This is a genomic window from Vreelandella sulfidaeris (assembly GCF_042429665.1).
Classification (GTDB): domain Bacteria; phylum Pseudomonadota; class Gammaproteobacteria; order Pseudomonadales; family Halomonadaceae; genus Vreelandella.
Map to the genome: position 1 here is coordinate 858,363 of NZ_JBHMAC010000010.1, position 24,214 is coordinate 882,576.

General features: G+C 48.0%; 20 protein-coding genes. 12 read left to right on the top strand and 8 right to left on the bottom strand.

Annotated features, from left to right (window positions below; translation table 11 throughout):
• The first annotated feature begins 2 nt into the window (after positions 1–2).
• The 7 genes from ACFFLD_RS08880 (at position 3) to ACFFLD_RS08910 (ending at position 8,735) form a co-directional block, all read left to right on the top strand.
• Entirely contained in the window at positions 3–1,685 is a 1,683-nt protein-coding gene (locus ACFFLD_RS08880; RefSeq protein ID WP_386039243.1) for an RNA-binding domain-containing protein, read from the top strand.
• A gap of 106 nt (positions 1,686–1,791) precedes the next feature.
• A complete protein-coding gene (locus tag ACFFLD_RS08885; RefSeq protein ID WP_386039245.1) occupies positions 1,792–4,842 on the top strand; it encodes a type III restriction-modification system endonuclease in 3,051 nt (1,016 codons plus the stop codon).
• Positions 4,843–5,072: 230 nt separating this feature from the next.
• Positions 5,073–5,933 (top strand): restriction endonuclease, encoded by an 861-nt coding sequence (locus ACFFLD_RS08890; protein WP_386039247.1) that lies wholly within the window; start codon positions 5,073–5,075, stop codon positions 5,931–5,933.
• A 12-nt stretch (positions 5,934–5,945) separates the two neighbouring features.
• Positions 5,946–6,515, top strand: coding sequence for a hypothetical protein (locus ACFFLD_RS08895; protein ID WP_386039249.1), 570 nt, complete (start codon positions 5,946–5,948; stop codon positions 6,513–6,515).
• A 12-nt stretch (positions 6,516–6,527) separates the two neighbouring features.
• Positions 6,528–7,151 (top strand): hypothetical protein, encoded by a 624-nt coding sequence (locus tag ACFFLD_RS08900; RefSeq protein ID WP_386039251.1) that lies wholly within the window; start codon positions 6,528–6,530, stop codon positions 7,149–7,151.
• A gap of 108 nt (positions 7,152–7,259) precedes the next feature.
• The gene (locus tag ACFFLD_RS08905) at positions 7,260–7,949 is read left to right on the top strand and encodes a hypothetical protein (RefSeq protein WP_386039252.1); all 690 of its coding nucleotides are present in this window, start codon (positions 7,260–7,262) and stop codon (positions 7,947–7,949) included.
• A 315-nt stretch (positions 7,950–8,264) separates the two neighbouring features.
• Positions 8,265–8,735, top strand: a complete 471-nt coding sequence (locus ACFFLD_RS08910; protein ID WP_386039254.1) for a hypothetical protein — start codon at positions 8,265–8,267, stop codon at positions 8,733–8,735.
• Between the two features lie 90 nt (positions 8,736–8,825).
• On the opposite strand, the gene ACFFLD_RS08915 is transcribed toward ACFFLD_RS08910, so the two are convergent.
• The 4 genes from ACFFLD_RS08915 to ACFFLD_RS08930 form a co-directional block, all read right to left on the bottom strand.
• Positions 8,826–9,863, bottom strand: coding sequence for a hypothetical protein (locus tag ACFFLD_RS08915; protein ID WP_386039256.1), 1,038 nt, complete (start codon positions 9,861–9,863; stop codon positions 8,826–8,828).
• 360 nt (positions 9,864–10,223) lie between these two features.
• Positions 10,224–11,240 carry a helix-turn-helix transcriptional regulator gene (locus tag ACFFLD_RS08920; RefSeq protein WP_386039258.1) on the bottom strand — a complete coding sequence of 339 codons (1,017 nt, stop codon included), beginning with the start codon at positions 11,238–11,240 and terminating at the stop codon, positions 10,224–10,226.
• A gap of 40 nt (positions 11,241–11,280) precedes the next feature.
• Positions 11,281–11,916 (bottom strand): DUF2201 family putative metallopeptidase, encoded by a 636-nt coding sequence (locus ACFFLD_RS08925; protein ID WP_386039260.1) that lies wholly within the window; start codon positions 11,914–11,916, stop codon positions 11,281–11,283.
• Positions 11,917–11,990: 74 nt separating this feature from the next.
• Positions 11,991–12,329, bottom strand: coding sequence for a hypothetical protein (locus ACFFLD_RS08930; protein WP_386039262.1), 339 nt, complete (start codon positions 12,327–12,329; stop codon positions 11,991–11,993).
• Here ACFFLD_RS08930 and ACFFLD_RS08935 point away from each other — a divergent pair.
• A complete protein-coding gene (locus ACFFLD_RS08935; RefSeq protein ID WP_386039263.1) occupies positions 12,328–12,879 on the top strand; it encodes a hypothetical protein in 552 nt (183 codons plus the stop codon). The genes ACFFLD_RS08930 and ACFFLD_RS08935 overlap by 2 nt on opposite strands.
• Before the next feature lie 90 nt (positions 12,880–12,969).
• Here ACFFLD_RS08935 and ACFFLD_RS08940 read toward each other — a convergent pair whose 3' ends face one another.
• Positions 12,970–14,163: a tyrosine-type recombinase/integrase gene (locus ACFFLD_RS08940; RefSeq protein ID WP_386039265.1), complete on the bottom strand. Its 1,194-nt coding sequence runs from the start codon at positions 14,161–14,163 to the stop codon at positions 12,970–12,972.
• Positions 14,164–14,736: 573 nt separating this feature from the next.
• Here ACFFLD_RS08940 and ACFFLD_RS08945 point away from each other — a divergent pair.
• The 4 genes from ACFFLD_RS08945 (at position 14,737) to ACFFLD_RS08960 (ending at position 18,536) form a co-directional block, all read left to right on the top strand.
• Complete coding sequence (locus ACFFLD_RS08945) at positions 14,737–15,186, top strand: DUF2267 domain-containing protein (RefSeq protein WP_386039267.1); 450 nt, start codon at positions 14,737–14,739, stop codon at positions 15,184–15,186.
• 196 nt (positions 15,187–15,382) lie between these two features.
• Positions 15,383–16,525, top strand: coding sequence for an aldo/keto reductase (locus ACFFLD_RS08950; RefSeq protein ID WP_386039269.1), 1,143 nt, complete (start codon positions 15,383–15,385; stop codon positions 16,523–16,525).
• 724 nt (positions 16,526–17,249) lie between these two features.
• Positions 17,250–17,690, top strand: a complete 441-nt coding sequence (locus tag ACFFLD_RS08955) for a DUF4097 family beta strand repeat-containing protein (RefSeq protein WP_386040417.1) — start codon at positions 17,250–17,252, stop codon at positions 17,688–17,690.
• A gap of 114 nt (positions 17,691–17,804) precedes the next feature.
• Positions 17,805–18,536, top strand: a complete 732-nt coding sequence (locus ACFFLD_RS08960; RefSeq protein WP_386039271.1) for a hypothetical protein — start codon at positions 17,805–17,807, stop codon at positions 18,534–18,536.
• Between the two features lie 245 nt (positions 18,537–18,781).
• Here the strand turns inward: ACFFLD_RS08960 and ACFFLD_RS08965 are convergent, their stop codons facing one another.
• The 3 genes from ACFFLD_RS08965 to ACFFLD_RS08975 all read right to left on the bottom strand — a co-directional run bounded on the left by ACFFLD_RS08965 (position 18,782) and on the right by ACFFLD_RS08975 (position 24,180).
• Entirely contained in the window at positions 18,782–19,513 is a 732-nt protein-coding gene (locus ACFFLD_RS08965; protein WP_386039273.1) for a Crp/Fnr family transcriptional regulator, read from the bottom strand.
• A gap of 650 nt (positions 19,514–20,163) precedes the next feature.
• Entirely contained in the window at positions 20,164–20,943 is a 780-nt protein-coding gene (locus ACFFLD_RS08970) for a CLCA_X family protein (protein ID WP_386039275.1), read from the bottom strand.
• Between the two features lie 1,950 nt (positions 20,944–22,893).
• The gene (locus tag ACFFLD_RS08975; RefSeq protein ID WP_386039276.1) at positions 22,894–24,180 is read right to left on the bottom strand and encodes a M20/M25/M40 family metallo-hydrolase; all 1,287 of its coding nucleotides are present in this window, start codon (positions 24,178–24,180) and stop codon (positions 22,894–22,896) included.
• Positions 24,181–24,214 lie beyond the last annotated feature (34 nt).

Genomic DNA, 24,214 nt, shown 5'->3' on the forward strand with positions numbered 1-24,214 from the left:
TCATGGGGATGGACGAACAGGCACTCAAAGCACAGCTGTACGAGCTTATTGAGCGATGGGAAGGGGAGATTGTCGAGTTTAAACGCGGAGTAAAGGGGTTCTCCACGTCAGATCTGGGCAAGTATTTCTCAGCACTTGCTAATGCCGCGAATCTAAGCGACAGCGATAATGCTTGGTTGATTTTTGGTATTGATGACAAGACGCGTGCGGTTGTTGGATCAGAATACCGCCAAGCAGCGGGCACGCTTGAGCAAATAAAAATGCAGATCGCGGATGGCACCGAACCCAGCATTACCTTCCGCGCTATCCATGAATTGGAAACGCCAGAAGGGCGTGTCGTACTGTTTGAAATACCAGCTGCCCCAATGGGAATGCCAATTGCTTGGCAAGGCCACTACTATGCACGGGCTGGGGAAAGCCTAACAAACCTGGGGCTGGATAAGCTGGATACGATTCGCCGCCAGACAGACACCACGGATTGGACTGCCCAGTTGGTGCCGAACGCAACGCTCGACCACCTGGACACAGCCGCTGTTGATAAAGCCAGAGAATCATTCGCAAAGAAATACGCTAACCGCTTCGAGCATGATGAGGTTATGGGGTGGCCACTGTCGACCTTTCTGGATCGTGCCAAGTTAACGGTAGACGGCAAAATAACCCGAGCCGCACTGTTGTTGGTGGGAAAAGAAGAAGCCGCGCCACTGCTTTCACCGCATCCCGCGCAGTTGACCTGGAAGCTGGAAGGGCCAGAGCGGGCTTACGAACATTTCTCTCCCCCGTTTCTGCTCACGACAACGCAGCTATATCGGCGCATTCGTAATATCCAACTGCGGCTATTACCACAAGACGAACTGCTGCCTATCGAAGTCTCTAAGTACGACCAAAAAATCGTGCTTGAAGCGTTGCACAACTGTATCGCCCATCAGGATTACACCCGCAATGCACGTGTTGTGGTGGTTGAGCGGGCAGATCGCTTGGTGTTTGAAAACGAAGGTAGCTTTTTCGATGGGCAGCCAAGTGATTACCTAGAAGGGCATCGAGTGCCAAGGCGCTATCGAAACCCCTTCCTGACGCAGGCCATGGCCGAGCTTAATATGATCGATACCATGGGCTACGGTATTCACGATATGTATGCCCGCCAGGTTAAGCGGTATTTACCACTGCCAGATTACGACTTGAGCGAGCTGAGAGCCGTTAGGCTGCAGCTGTATGGTAGCGTCGTGGACGCGGCATATAGCCGCTTACTGATCCAGAAAACGGACCTTTCGCTGGTGGACGTGCTGGCACTTGACCGAGTGCAGAAAAAGCTACCTGTCGCCGATGATGCTGTTACACGCTTGAAGCGTGCAGGCCTAATCGAGGGGCGGAAACCTAGTTTTTATGTATCTGCTCAGGTGGCTGTTGCAACATCAAAAAAAGCGGGATACATCAAAACCCGTGCTCAGGATGATGAGTTTTACGCAAAACTGCTGACAGATTACTTGCAAAAATTTGGCCAGGCGAATCGGGCAGACATCAGTGAGCTATTGATGGATAAGTTAAGTGATGGGTTAAGTTACAAGCAAAAATACAACAAAGTCAGTAGCCTACTGACCAAGTTAAGGCGACGTGGCGTGATTGTTAATAGGGGTTCTGATACCGCACCGTGTTGGCATCTTGCAGAGAGCTTTCAAAGAGATGCATAGAGAGCTGCTCTGAGAACCGGTGATTAGTTAAATAAAATCAGATGTTTATGTCTCTCTGCAAAAAATATTTGCAGAGAGCTTGCAGAGAGAAAGCGTTAGGATGGCTATGAAGCTCCAATTTAAAACCCAGGCGTATCAGACCCGTGCCGTTGACTCCGTGGTAGCCTGTTTCAAAGGCCAGCCGCCTAGCCGTGGTGTAACGTATCAGATCGACCCTGGCAGGGTGAGCAAGCTTTCTGCTTCTATGCAGCGTGACCTTTATGCATCGCCTGAAGCTGCTGATGCGGGTTTCCGAAATGCAGATGTTGAGCTCTCTGAGATGGAGCTACTGGGCAATATAAAAGCGGTGCAGCAGCGCCAGAATTTGCCCATTTCAGATGCGTTGGCTAAAGATGATAAAACCGGCTGCTCCATCAACCTTGATGTTGAAATGGAGACAGGTACCGGCAAAACCTACGTTTACCTGAAGAGCATGTTCGAATTTTATGAAAAGTACGGCTGGGGCAAGTTCATCATTGTCGTACCCAGTATTGCCATCCGCGAGGGGGTATATAAGTCGCTGCAAATTACGGCAGACCACTTCAAAGAAACTTACGGCAAGAAAGTACGGCCCTTTATCTACAATTCGAAGCAACTGCACCAAATAGAGGATTTTTCCTCCAATGCGGGCATTAACGTGATGGTCATCAACGTCCAGGCGTTTAACTCCCGAAGTGAAGATAATCGGCGAATTTATAATGAGCTAGATGATTTTCAGTCTCGTCGGCCTATTGACGTGATCAAGGCCAATCGGCCTATTTTGTTCCTTGATGAGCCGCAGAAGATGGAGGGTGGCAAAACGCTTGGCTCGCTGAGCGAGTTTAACCCTCTGTTTATCGTGCGCTACTCAGCCACGCACAAAACGACCTACAACAAAATCCACCGGTTGGATGCGCTGGATGCCTACAACCAAAAACTGGTTAAGAAAATTTCTGTGCATGGCATCACCACCCGTGGCTTAACCGGCACGGATGCCTACCTTTATCTTGAAAATATCGAAACCTCCCGTAGTAAGCCACCCGTTGCTGTAGTGGAGTACGAAGAAAAAGGTGCGAGCGGTATTCGGCGTAAGCGTCGAAAGCTCCGGCAGGGTGACAACCTATATGAACTGTCGGGCGGGCTGGCTCAGTACCAAGACTTTGTGGTCTCTGACATTGATGCCAGGGTTGATCAGCTTAGCTTTACTAACGGCGTTGAGCTAACGGTTGGCGATATCACCGCTGATATCTCTGAAAAAGTACTGCGGCAGATACAGATTCGTGAAGCGATTAAAGCCCATTTCAAGAAAGAGCAGCAGCTATTTCCCCAAGGCATTAAGGTATTGACGCTGTTCTTTATCGATGAAGTAGCGAAGTACCGCCAGTATGATGACAGTGGCGAGGTGGCAGGTGAGTACGCCCAAATGTTTGAAGAGGAGTACAACCGCGAACTTAATGAAGTGATGACGCTAGAAGAAAGTGACTACCATCGCTATCTGAAGGGGATTGCCACCGAGAAAACCCACAACGGTTACTTTTCTATCGACAAGAAGTCCAAGCGGCTGGTAGACCCCAAAACGAAGGCTCGCTCGACCGAGACGGATGATGTCGATGCTTACGACCTTATTCTGAAAGACAAAGAGCGGCTGCTTTCCTTCAAGGAGCCAACGCGCTTTATTTTCTCGCACTCAGCGCTGCGAGAAGGCTGGGACAACCCCAACGTATTTGTTATCTGCACACTGAAGCACAGCGATAACACCATTTCGCGCCGTCAGGAAGTTGGGCGCGGATTGCGCTTAGCCGTGAATCAGCTTGGAGAACGCATGGATGACCCCATGACCGTTCACGACATCAACGGGCTAACCGTGATAGCCAGCGAAAGCTACAAGGATTTCGTCACCGCGCTGCAGAAAGATATTGCTCACAACCTTTCTGAACGGCCCCGTAAGGCCGATGAGGATTACTTCAAGGGTAAACTGCTGGTGAACGATGCCGGTGAAGAGACCGAAGTAACGTCTGCGATGGCGAAGGACATCTATCGTTACTTGCTCAAACATGATTACACCGATAACGATGACCACATTACCGATACCTATCACCAGGCCAAAGAAGAAGGCGCGCTAGCTGAGCTGCCTGACTCACTAAAGCCCTATGAGACACAAATTGGCCAGCTGATCGATAGCGTCTTCAGTAATGCTCAATTGCCACATATTGACGATGGTCGTCGCACCAAGCTCAACCCCCTTAACGATAATTTCTACAAGCAAGAATTTCAGGCGCTGTGGGAGAAGATAAATCGCAAAGCGGCTTATTCGGTGCGCTTTAACTCGGATGAGCTGATTCAAAAATGCGTCGGTTACCTGGACTTAAAACTCCAGGTGAAGCGCCTCGAATACAAAATTGAGCGTGGCGAGCAAAATGTGGATGCCAGCTATGAAGACCTCAAGCGCGGCGAAGGCTTTACGGTTAAGGAAAGGGATAACCAGAAATACCAAGGCTCGGTGCATTCGGCGGTGACGTATGACCTGATAGGTCGCTTAGCGGATGGTACAAAGCTAACACGCCGTACCATTGCTGCGATGCTTTCTAAGGTTCAGGCGAGTACATTCAAGCAGTATGCCATGAACCCTGAAGACTTCATGATGCAGGCCGTGCGCCTTATCAATGAGCAGAAGGCTACTATGGTGGTCGAGCACATCAGCTACGACCCGCTCAACGAGACTCACAGCCAAGACATCTTCACCATTGAGAAGCCTGAGAACCGACTGGATACCGCCTACAAAGCCAAACGGCACATTTACGATTACGTGGTCACTGACTCCGGAATTGAGCGTGACTTTGTGGAAGATATGGAGACGCGCAAAGAGGTAGTGGTATACGCCAAGCTGCCTAAGAGCTTCTTCATCCCGACACCTGTGGGCAATTACAACCCAGACTGGGCGATTGCCTTCCATGAAAAAGGCGTCAAACACGTTTACTTCATTGCTGAGACCAAGGGCAGCATGTCATCTATGGAATATCGCAAAGTGGAAGAAGCCAAGATCAAATGCGCTACAGAGTTCTTTGATACCATTGCCACCGCTCAGGTGAAATACGATGTGGTGGATTCCTACGACAAATTGTTGGATTTGGTGAGGTGATGCAGTACTAAACTGGCGCAGTGATTTCATTAATCTTGGTTGTGAAAGCTGTACTTTATTAGTCTATTAAGTTTAACTAAAACCTAATTCAGTATTGTTTTTAACACAAGGTGGTCACTTTGAGCCGAGTACTATTGGTGCGTAGCCCTGCAGTATTAAGTCATCAGCATCAGGTTGGCTACGGTTGGTCACAGATGAACTTTTCTGTCCATGTGAGCGCTGACGACTTAATGGGCGCTTTTCGCGAGCAAAATATAGAGGTTGGACGAAAAGAAAACCAAATCCGTCGGTTTTTCAATATTCAGCAGGGTGACCTGCTTGTAGTGCCAGTAAATCGGGCGATTTTGCTTGCTCGAGCAACGGGTCAGAAAAGCTTTAGCCTAGATGTGCATTATGGTGAAAATCGTGTAGGGGCTGAGTTCCTGCGTAACCCTGACGGAAGCTTAAAGCGTGTTCCTCGGGATGATCTCTCCAATGCACTCGAAACACGCCTAAAAATCCGCATGGCAATTGCACCACTAGACGAATTCTCCGAGGAGCTAGAACGTCTTTATACCACGCTGGAAAAGGGTGGGCATAGCAGCATAAGCAGCCAATACGAAGCACAAAACAACGATTTGGTAGCTGAGGCAAAAAAAGAACTACTCAAACGTATTCAAAAGGGTGGCACCTACCTAGCAAGCGGTGGGGAAGGATTTGAACGGTTGGTAATGGAGTTGCTGGAGCTTGAAGGATATAGCGTTCATCGCCCGAGTAAGCGTCACTACTCAGGTATTGCAGATGCTGATATTGAAGCGTATCGACAGGACCGTTTCATCCAGACAAAGCTCTTACTTCAGGTCAAGCACCACCAGGGCACAACAGATGCCCATGGAATTAAGCAGCTAGCAGCCATTGACGAAGAGGGCGCACAGCGCTGGCTCATCACCTCTGCTCTCATTGAAGAGCAAACAATAACCTACGCAGAAAGCCACGATGTACAAGTCATGGATGGGGCTGAGTTCGTTGATTGGCTCTTTGAGCAAGCTCACCACTTGAAGATAACGACCAGAAGCCGCCTGGGACTTTCTGATGCACCAGTGCTGGTATAGAGAAGACTCACAATGGAAACATCGGGCAAGCAAGCTGAAAGGGCTAAGTTGAATGTGCTAGTTAGTGATATTGCAGCAGGTATAGAAAGCTTTAGCAGCATAGCTTACGCGCTGGCCAAAAAAGATGCGAAAACGGGTTACATGTTTGAAATGCCAGCGCCGGATGAGCGATACGACGCCGTGAGAGGTGAGCAGGCCCGTGCACTTGCTGTGCAAGAAGGCCTTCCAGTCGGAATGGGTACATTAGCGGGTTTAGTATGCGTATTTGAATCCATTAATCAGCCTTATGACCTGGCGAAGCATTACCTTGGGGGCAAAGTCTTTGATTTTTTGCAGCAGGCTTGCCCAGCGAATAATAGCTCTACAGGGAACGAATACACCGATTTCAGCATAAAAGTGGCTCATTACGCCAAGGCTAGTCCTCTTGCTCAAACAGCGGTGATGCTGGATTTGCTAGCAATGATTGTCATCGATAGCCCAGGGCGTGAATTCATGGAGTGGTGGGATCAGCCTGTGATGGCTATGCAGGAAGGTGATGCACGAGTTCGTGAACGTCTGATTCTTGCAATGACAAAGAAATAAGTGAGGGGCATCATGAGTAAATATGGCATCGATAAAAAAGCAGAAGAGTATTTGGGTATTTATACCGAGTTTGAGCAAGAGCTGGCAATATTAAACAGCCTTTTTGATGACACAGTATTAACTAAAACTTTGGAAGAAATTAGTGATCTTGTAGAAGAAGCTTATGAGATAAATCAAGAGATTGGTTTTCTTCCCGAGGATGGCAAAACCTTTAGTGATATTGAAAAATTTGCATTACAAGTACGCTTTGATCCTAAAGGATTGCATATAAGAAGTCTTAAAGATGTTCCTCATGATCTAAAGAAAGAATTCAGTATTTCAGATAAGGAGTTTCAATGTTGGATGAAGGAGGAGCGTGAAGCGTTAGAAACCGCTTTTGTTGATATGGAGGATTTAATCGATTCAATTGAGGATAGTTTCAGAGTTCCTGATGAATTAGAAGAGCTAGAGCATATTATTAATGAATCTTTAGATCCTCTGGATCCTACTTACAAAGTCCTAGATCGGTTGTCAATGAACCTAACATCGAGATGGGAAGAGCTTATTAGCTCAGCAAAAACGTTGGTTTGCTTATCCTTAGATGTTAATGAAGATGTTGATCGAGCTGCGTTACCAGCGATGTTGTATGATCCTTAAAAAATAGCTTAGTGTAAGCGAAGTGTCTTTTTATATAAAATATATATGAGAAAACTTGCGGAGCTCACTTTGCTCAAGCTCTGAGATAAACACATAAGGACTAAGGGAATGAAACAGTGGATAACTGCAGGGGTATTAACAAGCTTGGCGCTTATTGCTTCGCCGATCGTGGATGCTGATGAAAGTACGCAGCTATTTAAAGATTGGCATTACGGTCAGCACATTGATCAATTCCCACGCAGCCAGGGGTATTACGACTGCACTGCGGATCTTGGCGTATTAGCGCTGTGCAATGACAACGTGACGTTTCTGCAGCACTCGTTCCAGGGCCAGCTATTATTCGCTGACGATAACACGTTAGTAAGCACAAGCATTGTGACCGACTACAGCGATGATCTATACGCAACCATGATTGGCGCTTTGATTCGTGATTTCGGGATGATCTATGCTGAGGGGCTGAATGACAGCCTTGATTTGGTTTATGAACTTCACCAAGGCACTTTTGCGGATGAAGCTAGCTTTGAGCTTGCACTGAATAGCTTTGAGGCTGAGCAGCTGCGTTATGGCCACTTAGTAATTACGTTAGTGGAGCAGGATGCTCTTGAAAAGTTATTTGCTAACTCTAGCAATGCTGATGACATGATATTAAAGCTGCAGCCCGGCACACGAGCAATCGACATGTTTGTCTATGAAGATGATTACTGGGGCCCGACACTGGAAGCGGCCTTCCATTTGCCCGGAAGAATGCTAAGCCGAATGAAAGACAAAGTGAGGCAGGCACCGGATGAAGACTTTTAATAAATTAGGTTGATGAGAGAAAAATGCCAGCGAAAAAAGAGAGTATAAGGCCGCCTTCGTAGGTGATAGAGGCATTACTGCTAATGCGTGTATTTGCGAGATAACCCGTAGCTGTCAATCAGCAGCATATGGCTGTGTTTTTCCTATTATCGTTGCTTTCATGCAATGATTGGCGTCAATTAGCATAATGGCCTAGTCTTCATCACTAGCATGCCTTGGAACCAATAGTTTTCCTAGGCTACCCCGAAGTAGAATAGAACAGATGTTTTTGTCTATAATTTTAATTTTCGATATTAAATTATGAGCTTATACCACGTGTTTGGTGAGGTTGGTCAAGTCGGAGAGGTGTTCCCTCACCGTCGAGTGCTATTTAAGGATCTTACTCGACGTGAATTAGTAAAGCGATTCATCAAGCCTTATGAGAAAGGAGGTGACTTCTTATCTGACAATCATGACATTATCCCGCTAAGCTTCTTGCGCACGATTGAAATCATTCGGACGGAATATCCAAGCAAGATCGAGCAAGACGAGCTACGTCGCAAAGAACGCGAGGAAATTGAACGGTTGCATGGTCCAGATTCTGGTTATGTCTACGATAGCGCTGGAGACCCTACATATAGAGACCTGAATAAGGTTGGTGAAAATGTCAATCATATTTTCCTCAAAGGACAACCTGGCTACAAAGCTAGACGCTGGGAGCCGTCCTTAAAGGCAATTGCTTGGGTTAGTGGGGTCGTTGCCACAGTGATAGCGGCTGGCATAGTTAAATGGTTAGGTTGGCTTTGATTGTTTCAGTCGACGCTATCTCTCCCCGTGCTTTTGGCTGGGTTTTCCACTCTGTCTCGCTAAATTCTTGAATTGACACATATACGAACCTCACTTTGCTTTTATAATGCTGTAAATTGCCTGCCTTAATTCGTTTGTTTCTATCCCCGCTTTAATTAACTCATCATGAAATTTTTGTGAGCCTAGATAGTTTTGTCTCTTTCTATTACGCCTTTCCGCGGCAATATCAATTAATATTAATATATCTGTAGCACCCGTTTGATTTCGATTGATTTCCTCATTAGAAATGCCTAGCGACTCAAGATTGATATCCAAATTCTCATTACCTACTATTTTGTGAACCTGTTCTAGACATACTTTGGTCACCCCCTTTTTTCCTGCCCAGCGCTCTGCAAACCAGCACTTGATGATTTGGTCATTATCACTGATTGTAATCTTTGAGTTTATGTTTTTTATTTTTCTGTACCTTTTCAGGTAGTGGTAAATAGCATTGATATCCATGATAAAACTGTTTGACCATTCGTTTATTTGGTAATCACCAACATCATTAAAACTTGGAAGTTTAGATTCGTAAATATAACTATTAATCTTTTCGAAATCAGACTGTAAGAAATAGCAGCAGTCGAACGTTATTTTTGTTGAAGATAAAATCTTGTTTTGGAAGAAAAACTCTTGGTTTCTGTATGCGCTCCTCTTGTCGTCGATTCCGCAAAGGCAGTACAGAGAACATCTCCCATCATGTAAGCTTGTTTGTAGAGAAAGACTGTGTGGAGTATGTAACGTTACACTATTGTTTTTAGGGTTGGTCAATGCGATTTTTAGCGGCTTTGCTGTCTTCCAATTGAGAGAGTGTAGAACTTTGTCATTATCAGCAAAAGGCAGACTAAAGCCATCTGCCTCCTGAATATCAATTGAAAGAGGGTTTTCGCCAGCACGGTCAAAGATGCCTCTTCGGTAACCTTTAGGGAATCGAATGCCAATGTGAAAGGGGGTTGGGGGCATGACAATTAATGAAGCGTTAGTCTCTCTTGCGGCAATAGCTAGCTCATCTGTACTGCAACCAATTTTTCTCAAGGTCTTTTTTGCAGAAATAATTGGTTCCTCTGCTTGGTCAAAATGCAACTTCATGGTTAGCTCCAGGTTAATTATTCCCGTTATAGCAGGGTATTGTTACTTAGATTTTAAGTCATCTAAATCTAAGTCAGATACTTTACCTTTTCCTCAGGCTGATACAAAGCTTGCCCAATCCGTTATCATCGTCCGCCTTTTCTCGAACAAATCGCTTCTACGGTAGGCTGCTTCCACTTTATTTTCGATGGTGTGGACTAAAGCCATTTCTGCGGTAACTAGTCATTTACCCAGTCTAGTCGCGGAAACTTGCGTGAAAACCATGTGGAACATAGTTGGCATTTCACTGCTTGGCTAATGAGTGGAGTTGCCTTTGAAGTGTTCCGCACAATAGTAGTCGATTTATCTTTCTCTAACTGGCTAGACCTTTTCACGGTAATGTGCCAGCACCTGCTCGGCATTGTTCTTGAGGGCTTCTCGCCAAGAGACTGGCGCAATCACCTTCACATTGGCCCCCATGCCCATCAACCACCAAAGTGTTTGCTGGTCATTGGGTACTATCGCCGTGAGGTAATAAGCCTCGCTTTCTGCAAGTGGCACAATTTTCTGGGTTTTGGCTAGTGGAGTCTCTTGCAGCAACCACGCGACCGGGTGAGCAATTTCTGCTTCCAACGTTACGTCGTCTGGTCCTTGCAAATATCCAAATGCGCCGCTTTTGATATACGTGTCAATATCAAAACCATCTTTCACTTGCCAGCTAACATCACTTACTGCCACCTGCTTAACGCGGTGCAGTGCAAACTGGCGTAGGTCGTCGAAGCCTTCCACTAGCGCGAGCAGGTAGGTCACACTGTGGCGGCTGACAATTCCTTGCGGGTGTAGCGTCAGATTCTTTTCGGTTTCTGCGGTGCGCGACAAATACGTGACATCAATACTTTTCTGCTCCAACAGCGCCTGTGCGACCGTCTGCCAGGTGGTTTCTGCCAGCACTGCCGGAATCAGCGCCTTGCCGTTGGGAATCGCGCGCACTTTACGTGCCCATTGGCTCAGACCGTTATTGCTCAGGTCATCCAGCAAGCGTCGAGCATCTGAAAAATGGGGTGACAGTTGGCCGACCACCACCGGTGGCAGCAGCCCAGACAAATACTCTTCCGCTAGTACCAAGGTCAAGGCGCTGGGCACGTCCAGCGCAGGCAGATGGCATTGAAAGTCACGGTCGAAGAACCAGCGATAGGGTTTTTGGCTATCATCGCAAATAAGCGGGAAGTGCAGTGATAGACGGTCACGCAGATCGCGCTGCAGCGACCGGGTATCAATATGAAAGCCCCGATCTTCGAGCTTTTCCTTCAGCGCTGTGGTGGAGATTCGCCCTGGTGAACGCGGAATCAGCTGGAGCATGGTGAGGTAACGGAATAACGTGTCTCGAAAATCCGACATGGGGTGTCATGTCCTGAATTAGAGGAAAGGAATGTTCAGTTTAACGAGCTAAGCAAAATTCAGCCACCATTGAGGGTATGGCGGGCGCTTCCTGGGCGGCTAAATGCGCCCGGCGCCGCCATAACCCGATCAACCCTAAATCTGGCATGTGCGATGCGCTGTGTGCCCAAAGAGCGGCAGGATGCACATCGAGTGATGTCTCATCTTGGAGGCGCGGATGGCCTGATAGCCACTGATAAACCTCTATCGCACTTCGGCCAAAATACGTTGGAAATAACAGGGCGTGAAAGGGCAGGGAGATACCTAGTTTTAGCAGCATGCTGTTCACTTCATGATCACACGCAAGATGCCAACGGTGAGGAGACGCCACCAGTGGGGCAGTGAGGTGGCCTGCGACACAGTGCCAAATCAAATGTGCCTGTAAAAATATCCGTTCTTCATCGTTGAGCGTTGCACTAAAAACCGGACAGAAATACAGGTTGCGGCCGTCAGTACTTGCGGAGACTGCATTTTCTGTAAGGAATGGTGTCAGATCCAAAAACTGACTCAACAATCCCATCACCGGCAGCGTTTCCTCCCAACGTTTACGGTCCTCCTGCCACTTGGCAAGCTCTTGCTGTGCCTGTGAGGTTAGGGTGGTTAAAGGTTGAAGTTCGTAAGACGTTGTTGTGGTCATCGAGCTGCCTCCGTGAGTATTGATAGAAGCAGGTTAAAGTTAAGTTGCGACAAGGCATGTCGCTAAAGTTTCTGTCAGCTCGACAACGACGAAGGTGCTGTTTCCAACCACACCTGAATGGCTCCCAGCGAGGTAATCAGAGGTATGGTATTGCTAACCCCTCTGGCTTCGCTGAGGGCCCAACGGTAGCCTTGCGGGGCAATGGCAATGGCAATGGCAATGGCAATAGCAATAGCAATAGGAATGGTCAATGTTTGCGGCTGATGAAGGTGGTAAATGGCTAAGCGCCCCAACGCAATGGCGTGACCATAGCTGCCTACACAGTAAATCATGCGCTTACCTTCACCAAGCAGCGCTTGCCAGTGCTTGAGGTCGCCATGCGTCGTTAAAATAGTAGAGGGGAATAGTGCCATGGCAAAAAAAACACGGCGTCAGGGGCAAGATACTTTCGATTTTTTGTATCTATGGCTGACGGGGTACGACATTCAGGTAGGGCTAGGGGTGAATCATCGGCTAAGGATGAACCCTCTATGGAGCGATCTCGAAACCCATGTCTTAGAAGCCAGCAGCGATTTGGAAGTGAGAGGAAAGTGCTTTTATCCGGAAGAGCGTAAAGGCGAAAAATTCGTTATCACACTGAGGGGGTCCCCATCCCCGGTTGAGTTTGCCCGTACTGTGGCCGACATTCAGCAACGTGACGCAGATGGAATGCCACGATACCGGATGTACCGTGGCTATCAGGTACCGATCTTCGAGTGCCCGAAAGGGGTGGCGAGATTACGCCGTGAGCGTCGTGCCGATGCATGGAAAGCTTGGATGTACGTTCCCGAAAGTTATATCGATAATTGCTTAGCAATTCTGCGCACCAAGGCGGCACAGTACATCTACATCCACGAGCACATTATTGAGAAGGAGCGTTGGATCAACAGCTTCTCGGTTCAGTCGAACGATCCCACGGAATAAGCCTAGACGAGCTAATATGCCGAGAAGGATATTTCGGTTGCTTGCTGATGTGTGCCTTAGGAGTAGGGTAGTGATGCCGGACTTGGTAGTTTACGAAATGTAATCCGCCCATTCCTGCATCATCGCTCGCCGTTTCTCGAATAGATCCCCGCGTCGGTAAGCCGCTTCCACTTTATTCTCGATGGTGTGGGCCAAGGCCATTTCTGCCACATCGCGGGGGTAGCTGGTAACTTCTCCTGTCCAGTCACGGAAGCTAGAGCGGAATCCGTGGGGAACATAGTTACCTTGTTCACCACTCGGGCCGTAGCCTAGTCCACGCATAAACTGCAGAAGCGACATATTCGAAAGAGGGCGCCCCTGCTTCATGCCTGCGAAAATGTAGGTGTTGGCTTTCACGCGAGGCAGGTTGGAGAGCAGTTCTACAGCTTGGCGAGAGAGGGGGACGCGGTGCTCGCGATTCGCCTTCATTCTGTCAGCTGGGATCGTCCAAGTAGCATTTTTCAGATCAAGCTCATTCCATTCGGAATTCAGCACTTCCGAAGTGCGTGTGGCGGTTAAGATCAAGAACTGGAGTGCTTTCGATGACAGGCTGTTATAGCCGTTCACGGTAGCCATGAAGTCAGCAACTTCATCATAAGGCATGGCAGGATGATGATTGACCTTTTGAATTCGCGATGGCTTTGCCAATAGTTTATCAAGATGCCCACGCCAGCGGGCGGGGTTAACCGGATCGCGATAGCCGTGAGCTGCTGCATAATCCAAGATGTTCTCTACGCGGCCTTGTACACGTTTGGCCGTTTCGTTTTTATTTGTCCAGATAGGCTTTAGGACTTCAAGCACGTCCTGTGTTGATATTTCATCGATGGATTTTTTGCCTATTTTGGGTCTTGCATAGGTTTTGAGCGTGCTAACCCACTGGCGGGCATGCTTGATATTACGCCAGCTGCGGCGGTGCGCCTTGATATAGCGGGCGGCACAGCTTGTAAATGTGATGGCTACTTTCTGTATTTCTTTTTCTTCTTTCAGGCGAGCATCCAGCGGATTAATCCCTTGCTTGACCAGCTTTCGGTTACCTGTAGCCTGCTCGCGGGCTGCAGCTAGGTTGATTTCTGAACAGCTCCCTAACCCCATATCGCGAAGTTTGCCATCCCAACGGAAACGGTAAATCCAGCTAGCCCCACCACTTTTACCGATCTTCAGATACAGACCATCACCATCGTTGGTTAGCGCCGGTTTGGATTCCCGAATTAGTTTCTGAACCCCCTTGGTGGTTAGCTTGCCCATTACTATGTCCTCTGGTGATGAGGAATAGAAAGTATCATACCCAAGCCCATACTTCAGCCCATACTTTGGCTCTCTATTTGATCGTATTAATATGGACGAGATAGGAAGGTTTATTAATTAAATGTCTTAAAAATCAGTGATTAATAGTATTTATTTGGAAGGGCTTGGATAGAAAGTATGCGGACTCCCCCTCCGCCACCGAATTTTGAAGGCCGTCAAGCGCTTAGCTTGGCGGCCTTTTTCGTTTCTAGGCATCGAAGCGATTCTGGGAATTTTCCTGGGAATACGATAGTTCCAGCTGCGTCTAAATGAGTGTTGGAAGGTCGTGCCATCGCTATATTTCCATTTCTGCTGTCATTACTACCGTGCTCAACGCATTTTGCGGGAGGGTAGGGTATCTGCCTGCGCTGCAAAATATGCTTTGGAATACGCTAAATATTTGCCCTTTGGCAGGAGTCTTTACCACACTGATCAGTCGGGAGCACAAGACGTTATCGCAATGTTTTGATATTCGCTCCACGTGACCAACGCTAAAGCTGATGTAACGTCTCTACCCAGGGAGGACTTTCAGAGATGGCTAATCAACCAACTACAGACCAGCAAAACCAGCGCCATGAAGGGCGCACTTCACAGACCTACTACACCTTTCTCAGTGAGTTGTGCTCTCCCGGCGACATGACCAGGGAGCAAGCAGAAAAAGCCTGCGTGGCGGTCTTGGGTACTTTGGAACAACGTATTCAGTCCACCGAAAGCAGTAAACTTGAATCCCAACTTCCCCAAAAATTGCAGGAGCTACTCGATCATAGTGATATCGATAGAACTGCATCAGCGCAACGGTTCGATAAGGATGAGTTCCTGAACATGGTTGCTGCGTCCCTTGATGTCAGCCTGGAAGAAGCGGAAGCCGTTTCTCGCCGCGTATTTGCAACGGTACGCGCCCAAATTAGCGAAGGCGAAGCCGAGGGGGTTGCCAGCCAGCTACCTAAGGATATCGCCCAGTTATGGCGCGATCAACCTGTATAAACAGGCACTGACCCAGGTTTTGATGCGACATTAATAGCACGTTTGATAGAAAGGCGTCACGGCTGTTAAGTGGCGCCTTTGTCTTGCTAGTGCCATCCATACTGGACGTTTGGCACGCGCAGCGACTGGCGAGCATTTTGATTCTGTTCCAGTCTTATATCTCGATATAGCCTTATTCTTCTCAAGGAGAAAAATGATGCCGAATCGTCGAGAATTTCTAAGCGGAGCGGTAATGGCTGCTGCAGCCACCGCTGCATCCCCCTTGCTGGCGACCGAAAAGAGTGCCGCTGGAAACAGTTCTACCGCTAACGCCACACCATCCTTTGCCCTGCCAAATAATCCGCCGCTCGCCATGGCTCAGTTTCCCCCGCAGGCTCGTTTCGGCGTGGGCGGTACTCAACTCGGTAACATGTTCAGGGTAACGCCAGATGATGAAGCCCGGCTGATGCTTGAGTCATGCTGGGAAGAGGGGGTGCGTTATTTCGACACCTCGCCCTGGTATGGTTTGGGTTTATCCGAGCGTCGCCTGGGCCACTTTCTGGATGATAAAACGCCAGGTGACTATGTCGTGTCGACCAAGGTAGGTCGGCTACTGGTGCCGGATGCCTCGGCTAGCAATATTGGCCTCTGGGCAGGCTCGCTGAACTTTAACTACCGCTATGACTACACCGCCGCTGGCGTTCGTCGCTCGGTGGAAGATAGCCTTCAGCGCCTGGGGCTACCCAAGATTGATATTGTTTATATCCACGACTTGGCACCCAGCAACGAAGACATGGGTGACGAGTGGAGGCAATATCTTCAGACCGCCATTGATGGAGCGATGCCCGAACTTACCCGTATGCGTGAGGAGGGCATCATCGGTGCCTGGGGAATGGGGGTCAATGACATCGAACCAAGCCTTGCCGCCATCGATAATGCCGATCCTGATGTGATTCTACAGGCTACTCAGTACACCTTGATCAACCACGAAGACGCCTTGAACCGGCTGTTTCCGAAATGTCGCGACAACGATGTCTCGTTGGTGATTGGTGCCCCATTGGGCTCGGGCTTTCTTGCAGGCACCAACCACTGGATGTACAGCAAAGATATTCCTGAAGGGTACTGGCAACAGCGTGACCGGCTGAGTGCGATAGCGCATGAACATGGCACTAACTTGCGTACTGCTGCCTTGCAGTTTACTGCTGCGCCCGATGTGGTCGCCGCTACTATTCCTGGGGCGCGCAATGCCGTTCAGGCTCGAGAAAACCGTGCATCAATGGAGGCCGATATTCCGGCTGAATTCTGGCAAGCATTGAAGGATGAGGCACTGATTGCCGACAATGCGCCTACGCCGAGCTGATCGTGAGTGAATAGCCGCTCTCAATCTGATAAAGCTTCTGTTGGCGACGGTTTTTCGCTAGTCAAACGTTGGCAATGCTGTTGTGTGACCCCCTAGGTGACAGCAAGCGTAGGTGATCATAGCGCTGAGATGACGATCTAACAGGCGCCTCCATTTGGCGCGGCTAACCAAAGGCCGTGCCACCCATTAGTCGATTGCGAACCCGGTGACTCATTGCGTGGCTTATAAACGTTTGTTTGTAATGATTAACTGTCGCCTATACTCGGCCAGGTGTTTTAATAATTAGGCAGGTAGTGCCACTGAGTGTTAGTTATTTTTAATCTTCTTCTTATTGACCATTTTTTATTAAAGCCAGTTAGCGAGTGCATAACTTTTATTAATAAAACGATTGTCGAGCAATAACAGCAGACATTGGCTTTGAACATATAAAAAACGTCAACTAGCTTGATGATTGAATAGCTTGGTTAGGATAGTGAAAAAGGCCAAGTTTAGGGTGTGTTGACTGACTAAAAGGAGCTGGTCATGTTTAAGAAGCTACTTCTCACTGCAGCAATTTCCACCGCACTAGCCACTACCGGTTCAGCGATGGCTCAGCAATGGGACCAAGATAACCAGTGGGACCAAAATAACCAATCTCAAAATCAAGACCGCTACAATCAGGATCGTTACAGCCAAGACAACCAGTGGCGCGATCAGAATTCCCAGAACAACCGCTACAACCAGGATCGCTACCAGCAGGGCCGTGATAGCCAAAGCAACCAATGGCGCGATCAGAACTCCCAGGACAACCGCTACAATCAGGATCGCTACCAGCAGGGCCGAGATAGCCAAAGCAACCAATGGCGCGATCAGAACTCCCAGGACAACCGCTACAGCCAGGATCGCTACCAGCAAGGCCGTGATAGCCAAAGCAACCAGTGGCGCGATCAAAACTCCCAGGACAACCGCTACAACCAGGATCGCTACAATCAAGACAACCAATGGCGCGATCAGAATTCCCAGAATAACCGCTACCACCAGGATCGCTACAATCAAGACAACCAGTGGCGCGATCAGAATTCCCAGGATAACCGCTACCACCAGGATCGCTACCAACAGGGTGGTAGTAACCAAGACAACCAATGGCGCGATGACAATAACCGTTATAGCAACTAATCCGGTTTAATGATGGTGTGAACTGTATAACGATTATAGCGACGCCAGTTAAAGATTAAATAGTCAATAACTTAATAGCTGGCTGCTTTTAGTTAAAAGCTAAGCCGGTCTTGTGGAGAAGGTAATGTTTAAAAAACTAATGATTGCGACTGCCATATCAACTGCACTGGCTAGCCATGTGGCGATGGCACAGCAAGATAATAATTTTAGCAATAGCGACAGGTACAACGAGTCCCAGCGCAATCAGCAAAACTATCAATCGTGGGATAGCCAAAGCGGCCAGCAGTATCAGAATGACCGCAATGCTGATTATTACGATCAGCGTGATCGCCAGCGTAACCAGGAGTGGCAAGGCCAGAACCGCCAGTCTCAAAATCGCTATGGCGTTGAATACGACCAACGAGATCAGCAGCGTAACCAGATGTCTGGTGGGCAGCATCATCAGCGCTACCAGTCTAATAGCGACCAATATGGTAGCGATCAGTATGGTAACCAGAGCAGAAGCCAGCAAAGTGACCGCTATGATCAGTCGCAAGGCTCCGCATCACAGCGCCACGCGCAGGACTCCTATATTTTCCTGCAAGGCTATATCGATGGCAAAGCGGAGGGGCTTGAACAAGGCCTGGTGAGAGGCTACCGGCAAGGCTATTTACAAGGTATGCAAGATGCTGCTCGCCAGCAGAGTGAACAGGATAGTTTAAGTAGCAATAATCGCGGCAACCAACAAGGCTCTGCAAGCCAACGCGGCAATCAAACGCCACCTGCGCCTGTCGGTAGCGAAAATAGCGAAGACGCTACTGACAGGCTAACGTCAGACGATCAAAACGACTCAGACACGGAAACAGAGTCCGAATAAGAGTCTGAGTAAGCGTCACCGCGTCTGGCCTAGGTGGTTACTATAACTAGATGGTTGCTATAAAGAGACAAGGTGTATGCAATGCATACACCTTATTTTTAATAAACGTTATAAAGCTCAGGCCTGCCTTGCTCAAACGATGGCAGGGGCTGTCAATAGCATAAACCGCCCTACAGGGCGGCCAGTTGAAGCTGGAAAATAAACGAAAATTAGTACAACGAAGGCTAGTCCAACCCCTATTTAATTTATGGCACGAGATGAAGATACATGGGATCGAACTCTCCTGCTTTCACCAGTTTTTGCCAATCAGGTATGTATACCTGGTTTCTTTTACCACGGATCAAGTCATCGTTGCGTAGCGCCTGCAGCACTCTATTCATATGCACAGGGGTAATTCCGGTGGCATCTGCCATCTCAGCTTGCGTAACGGGCATCATAAACGTTTGGTCATCGGCTAATCCTACCGCTTTTAAGCGAAGTACAATTTCGCAGATGATATGAGCTATGCGTGTATAGGCTTCTCGTTGACCAATATTCAACAGCCACTCTCGGAAGATGGCGGCGTCCACTAGGGTCTGACGCCAAAAGGCATCGTTGAGTCGAGGGTGACGTTTAAATAAATCATATAAATCATCATGCTGTACGTAACCGACTTTACAGTTGCTGATAGTAGCAATATTAATATCGATGATATCCAGGTGAAGGCTTTGTAAGTCAGGGATGTCGCCGGGCACATGCAGCGCCATTATTTGGCGCTTGCCTTCCATGGTCAATTTATACACGCATGAAAAGCCCTCAAGGATCACGCAGCATTGAGTGGGCCGATCGCCTATTTTGACGAAGTCCTGATTAGACTTGATATCGACAATGTGTACCGGCACCTCCTGAAGGGCCAGCTTTTCTTCATCGGTAAGTTTGAAGTTACTTTCTAACTTACGAATCATAACGTTATTGTGAGGGTAGGGGGCTGTCGGCATGGTTGGCTCCTTAGTGTGCAGGCTTGAAGCCCTACGCTACAGTGTCTCTGCTTATTCGCTCATGTGCTCAATCGCTCACGGCGAAGCCCACTGACGAAGATTAATGTAAGTATATGTATACATATTTATAAAAGTGTAGCTCAGCGTTGCCTGCCCATGTGACCTAAATGAAAAATAGCAGTAAAGATGGCCCCTTCTGCAATTCATACGGTATCAAGCTAAGTTGGATAAAGATTTGCTTACTACTCTTAGCTGCCAGCGGAGTGGTTGCATTAGCGTGATTCATGATATGAGAGCCGCAGGCTAGCCTCTGAGAAGGCCAACCTACTCTCGTCCTATGTCATTAGGCTTTCGATAAAGCTTGATAGGTAACACATAAAGAGCGGGAGTATGACAGGCACATAGGCTGCCAGCATTTAACTTAGTTTATAATCAAGGTTTATATGTACGTCTCGCTGGTGTTTAAAAGGGCAGACCTCCGCTGAAGCCGATACCCATCACGGCAACAACGACGACGACAATGACGACAATGGTAGTGGTAGATGGCATTTTCTTTTCCTTTGATCAATGAACGATACTTTAGAATAGTCGTGATTGGGCGATTTCGCACGTTGGCGTTCGCCTGCAGCGTGCCTTGACTACGAGCAAGCTTATGTCTCTCTGTTTAGTGCCTTTCCTAAACCTTCAAAATAGCGACCGAACGCGATATTTATCTGCTTTCGTTGCTCGCCCTGCGGGTAAAGACCCATTTCCGCTTCAGGGGACGCTTTGGTGCCTTTGACTAGGAAATGATTGGTAATGGAGGCATCTTGCACAAAGGCTTCAAAGGCACGTGCGCACAGCTCTTCAGGTTTGCTGTAGTAGAGCTGGCCGAGTTTTCTATCCATCTGTACCGAGTGTTGGAACAGCTCGCTAGGTTGATCACCTTGGGGCCGCAACAGAATGGTCTTGAAACAGTGCATGAGCAATTGATTAAGCGGATGGGGAATGGGGGGCGAATTAGCCAGCCATGCAGCGGATGCGAATATATCGTGGTGTATATTGCGAAAACATTTCTTGGCAACGTAATGGTCAAAAGCATGAAACCATTCATGCGCGATGCTGCCAGGTCCGGCGTTTTTGGCCAGCGCAAAGCTTCGTTGGCTAGGAATATAATGGGCAGCAACGCCCGGTCGGCCACCGCTGCCATACTGCAGCGCCAATGAGCCACGTAGCGAAATCAATGCTTCTGGCCCCTGTAGGATTAGCATGAGATCGCATAACGCATCGTGGAACAGCTCGGCGGCCCGGTCACGTTCAGCGTTAGTCACCCAGTGGCCAATTTCAATGGATCGAAAGTCAAACTGACGCCGAATCAGAGCAAAGCTACTCGCTTGCTGTTGACGATGTGCCGGTCCATTGCGATAAAAACCCCGCGCTTCAATACTCACTTGTGGTTAATCCTAACGATGACTAATGGCGCTATATGCAATAGCTTAACAGGCCTGGGTAAGAGTGGGGAATGTACCGCGAGAGGCATTCCTTGCGCTTTAGTCGGGGCTCTAGGGACGGTGTCGGTATTGAAAACGGTTGTTATGAGCGGCATTCAAAAAGTGACCAAATTATAATTTTTTTGCTATTACATATCATAGGTTAGATAAACATAGGGCTATAAAGCGCATTGTGTGCGCACAGCGAAGGGAACTCGCGACAGGGAAGAGCAAACAAGGAACGATTGCATAGCACAAGGAGGTACGAACAGGATGTTTGTAAAGTAAGTTCAAGGAAGACCTGATAAAAACCCGGCCAAGGAAAGGCCGGGTTTTTTGTTTTAAAGACGCCTAAAGTCTTGTTTGTTAAAAAATAATGATGGTTTTATCAAGAAATAATGAAATTTTTGTAAGTAAAGGCGTTGTTAATTAATGTCTCATGCATAGCGGGTGACAAAGGTCATGAAGGCAGTATTAGATTGTTTAATTGAGTGATTTGTCTGTTGTGTGGTAGTTGAAAAAAACGAGGCGACTTTGAATTTTCGTTAGTTAGGTTTAAACGGTCGTATTAAAATAATTATAAAAAAATTAATAGTTAATGATCTATGTTAGATATATATTGCGCTCTAAAGGGCATTCTACTTATCAAGCACAGGGAAAAGGCGGCAAGGAAGATTGGCTAGGAAAGCCTGGTAGTGTCAAGGAAGCGCAAACAGGATGTTAGCGAAGACGCAGCAAGGACGTGTTGATCTAGCCCCGCCAGGGAATGGCTGGGGCTTCTTTTTTATACGCTTGTTTTAATGAAGAGATGTTTTCCTTACTTGGCAGTTTATTAGCATTTTATTCGGTAAACATTGTTTTTAATAAAATTTATGTCAGCAAGCTGGGCATCATCATCTGCTCTAACGGCGTGGTGCGATTGGCTCCAAACGCTCTCTTTTCTATCTCATGGCCCTATTATCACATGGCCTACAAGGTTCTCGTGTTCCGCCATGGTGTTTATATCTACGAAGGGCTCTATTTCAGGCAGTAGGCAACGCATGTACCTCATGTACCTCATGTACCTCATGGAGCTGATGGCAGGGATGGGGTGCTCCTTCGCTTCAGGCTGTTGATCGTGCGCTTTCCATACCCTTTATATTTGTCAGCTTGATGACACGTTTATGTTGTTTTAATTAATATTGATTTGTGATTTATAAAACAGTGTTTTATAAAAAAGAGGGAGCTGCAAACTGACAGCTCCCTCTTTTTCTTTATTAGCACAGTCTGTCATTAGCAAGCATGGTGATAGTAAAGTGAGCCTAGTTCGCTCATTGGTACTTCAGTCGCCGTTTGGCAATAAAGGCAGCGCAGCGATGTGCTGTTTTTTCCAGTGCCTTCTAAGCGAAAGTGTTTTAGAAATGAGTCTTTAGCTGACTCAGCGTTACCGCAATGCCGACAGATGACATCTATGCCTTTGACTTTATGACTAATTGTTATATCGCGCACGCTGACCTCCTACCGCTTGGGTTAGTGTTGGTACAGGCGTGGTAACATCCATGTAGAGCTTTATTATTACTGGTAGCTTTAAAAGTATAAGCAGTATTGGTGAGATTCGCCACGCGAAATAAAATTAAATGGTGTGTTAAATTGGCACATAGAATCTTTTTTTAAGCTTTTAAACTTTTAAACATTATTTTTTCGGTTTGATAACCCAGGTTAGATAAATCAGCGGTTATAAGGTCCACTGTAGCTACATACCACAAGGAAGTGGAAACAGGGAAGATAGTGTCGGGAAGACCTAGAGGACTCATGGAAGCATAAACAGGATGTTTGTGAGAAAAAACAAGGAAAGGTGATAAAGCCCCGCCATGGAATGGCTGGGGCTTCTTTTTTATACGCTTGTTTTATTTTTATACGTTCGTTTTATTTCTACTTTTTATCTTCCTGGCCTTTACCTTCCTGGCTTTCATCGTCGCTGCTCGACGGTTTCTCGCTGCCCTGATGGGCTAAAGGACTCGCTTGATCCAGGCGCGGGTGATTAACCAAAAACTCACGTTGTAGATCAGGCAGTTTATCAAGCGCTTGCAGGGTATGGGTAAGCGCGTGGATGGCTGCCATGACATCCTGAGTGTGACCCGTTTCTGAAATGGTGTGCATATTGCGGATAGGGAAGCCAATGGAGGTAGCGGCGCTATCAATTGATGCTAATACGCCTGCCATCCCGTCGGTACCCGTGTCGACACCGACAATATCGCGCTGCAGCGGAATATCGTGCTCTTTAGCCGCTGTCGCAATAATGCGGTTTAACTGCTCGCTGGCGATCGAGCCTACCGACATGGTAAAGCCTTTACCCATTTCCAACGGCTGCATGCGTTTGTCGCCAATGCCTGGGGCAGCGACATAATCGTGATTCACGTCCACGCCAATCAAGGCATCCGGCTTCATTTCACCCGCCATCACGCGGCTGCCGAAGCGACCAATCTCTTCGTAGCTAGCTATTGCAAAGAGTACTCGCACGTTTTGCGTGCCGCCTGCTTCAGCAATCAAGCGTGCTACCTCTGCCGCCACAAAACAGCCTAAGCCGTTATCCAGGTAGGCGCCGTAGAACGTGTTGGGGCTAAAGCCCGGACGAATGGGCCGATCGAAAATGATCGAGTCGCCGGGCCGCACACCCAGGTTCAGCACCTGCTGTTTCTTGTTCTCGCCATGAATTTGCAGATCCAGGTAGATCTGCTCTTTCTTGATGCCTTTACTGCCATCACGCTGGGCTGGGTCAGAGAAGTGAATGGCGCCCAGCGCTTCTACCGTGCCCCCTTCAATACTGCGGTAGCTGCCAGGGGCCTCTGGGTCTTCGCTGAACAGTTTTACCTCATGACCGATCAGCACGGTAGGCAGAAACGAGTCAGTGTTGATCCAGATCTTGCCGTCTTCGCCAATCGAGCGCACCTGCATACGGATTTTGTCCGCGTGGCCGATGATCATGACTTTAAACATATCGTCGCGGCCGGGGTGGGTGTCCAGCACGACGCCTGCGTTACCCTTGAACTGATGAAGGTGCCAGTCGCTTGGCGCAAAGCTTTCAAAATGCGGCTTCAGCACGCCATACGTCATGGCGGCTTCCAAGCCTACCGGGCTGGGGGCGGCCAGTATGTCGCGCATCAGTGTGAACTGCGCATCGGGCATGGGTTGTGTCCAGGGTTTTGCAGTATCGCTCATCGTTGATTCTCGCTCATTCAGATGGATGTTCGTC

Coding starts and splice junctions, on each gene's coding strand:
- ACFFLD_RS08945 (WP_386039267.1), top strand. CDS start 14,737: ATGGCTAATCAACCAACTACAGACCAGCAAAACCAGCGCCATGAAGGG.
- ACFFLD_RS08885 (WP_386039245.1), top strand. CDS start 1,792: ATGAAGCTCCAATTTAAAACCCAGGCGTATCAGACCCGTGCCGTTGAC.
- ACFFLD_RS08930 (WP_386039262.1), bottom strand. CDS start 12,329: ATGGCACTATTCCCCTCTACTATTTTAACGACGCATGGCGACCTCAAG.
- ACFFLD_RS08965 (WP_386039273.1), bottom strand. CDS start 19,513: ATGCCGACAGCCCCCTACCCTCACAATAACGTTATGATTCGTAAGTTA.
- ACFFLD_RS08915 (WP_386039256.1), bottom strand. CDS start 9,863: ATGAAGTTGCATTTTGACCAAGCAGAGGAACCAATTATTTCTGCAAAA.
- ACFFLD_RS08905 (WP_386039252.1), top strand. CDS start 7,260: ATGAAACAGTGGATAACTGCAGGGGTATTAACAAGCTTGGCGCTTATT.
- ACFFLD_RS08920 (WP_386039258.1), bottom strand. CDS start 11,240: ATGTCGGATTTTCGAGACACGTTATTCCGTTACCTCACCATGCTCCAG.
- ACFFLD_RS08900 (WP_386039251.1), top strand. CDS start 6,528: ATGAGTAAATATGGCATCGATAAAAAAGCAGAAGAGTATTTGGGTATT.
- ACFFLD_RS08925 (WP_386039260.1), bottom strand. CDS start 11,916: ATGACCACAACAACGTCTTACGAACTTCAACCTTTAACCACCCTAACC.
- ACFFLD_RS08895 (WP_386039249.1), top strand. CDS start 5,946: ATGGAAACATCGGGCAAGCAAGCTGAAAGGGCTAAGTTGAATGTGCTA.
- ACFFLD_RS08950 (WP_386039269.1), top strand. CDS start 15,383: ATGCCGAATCGTCGAGAATTTCTAAGCGGAGCGGTAATGGCTGCTGCA.
- ACFFLD_RS08975 (WP_386039276.1), bottom strand. CDS start 24,180: ATGAGCGATACTGCAAAACCCTGGACACAACCCATGCCCGATGCGCAG.
- ACFFLD_RS08960 (WP_386039271.1), top strand. CDS start 17,805: ATGTTTAAAAAACTAATGATTGCGACTGCCATATCAACTGCACTGGCT.
- ACFFLD_RS08935 (WP_386039263.1), top strand. CDS start 12,328: ATGGCAAAAAAAACACGGCGTCAGGGGCAAGATACTTTCGATTTTTTG.
- ACFFLD_RS08890 (WP_386039247.1), top strand. CDS start 5,073: ATGGGCGCTTTTCGCGAGCAAAATATAGAGGTTGGACGAAAAGAAAAC.
- ACFFLD_RS08880 (WP_386039243.1), top strand. CDS start 3: ATGGGGATGGACGAACAGGCACTCAAAGCACAGCTGTACGAGCTTATT.
- ACFFLD_RS08940 (WP_386039265.1), bottom strand. CDS start 14,163: ATGGGCAAGCTAACCACCAAGGGGGTTCAGAAACTAATTCGGGAATCC.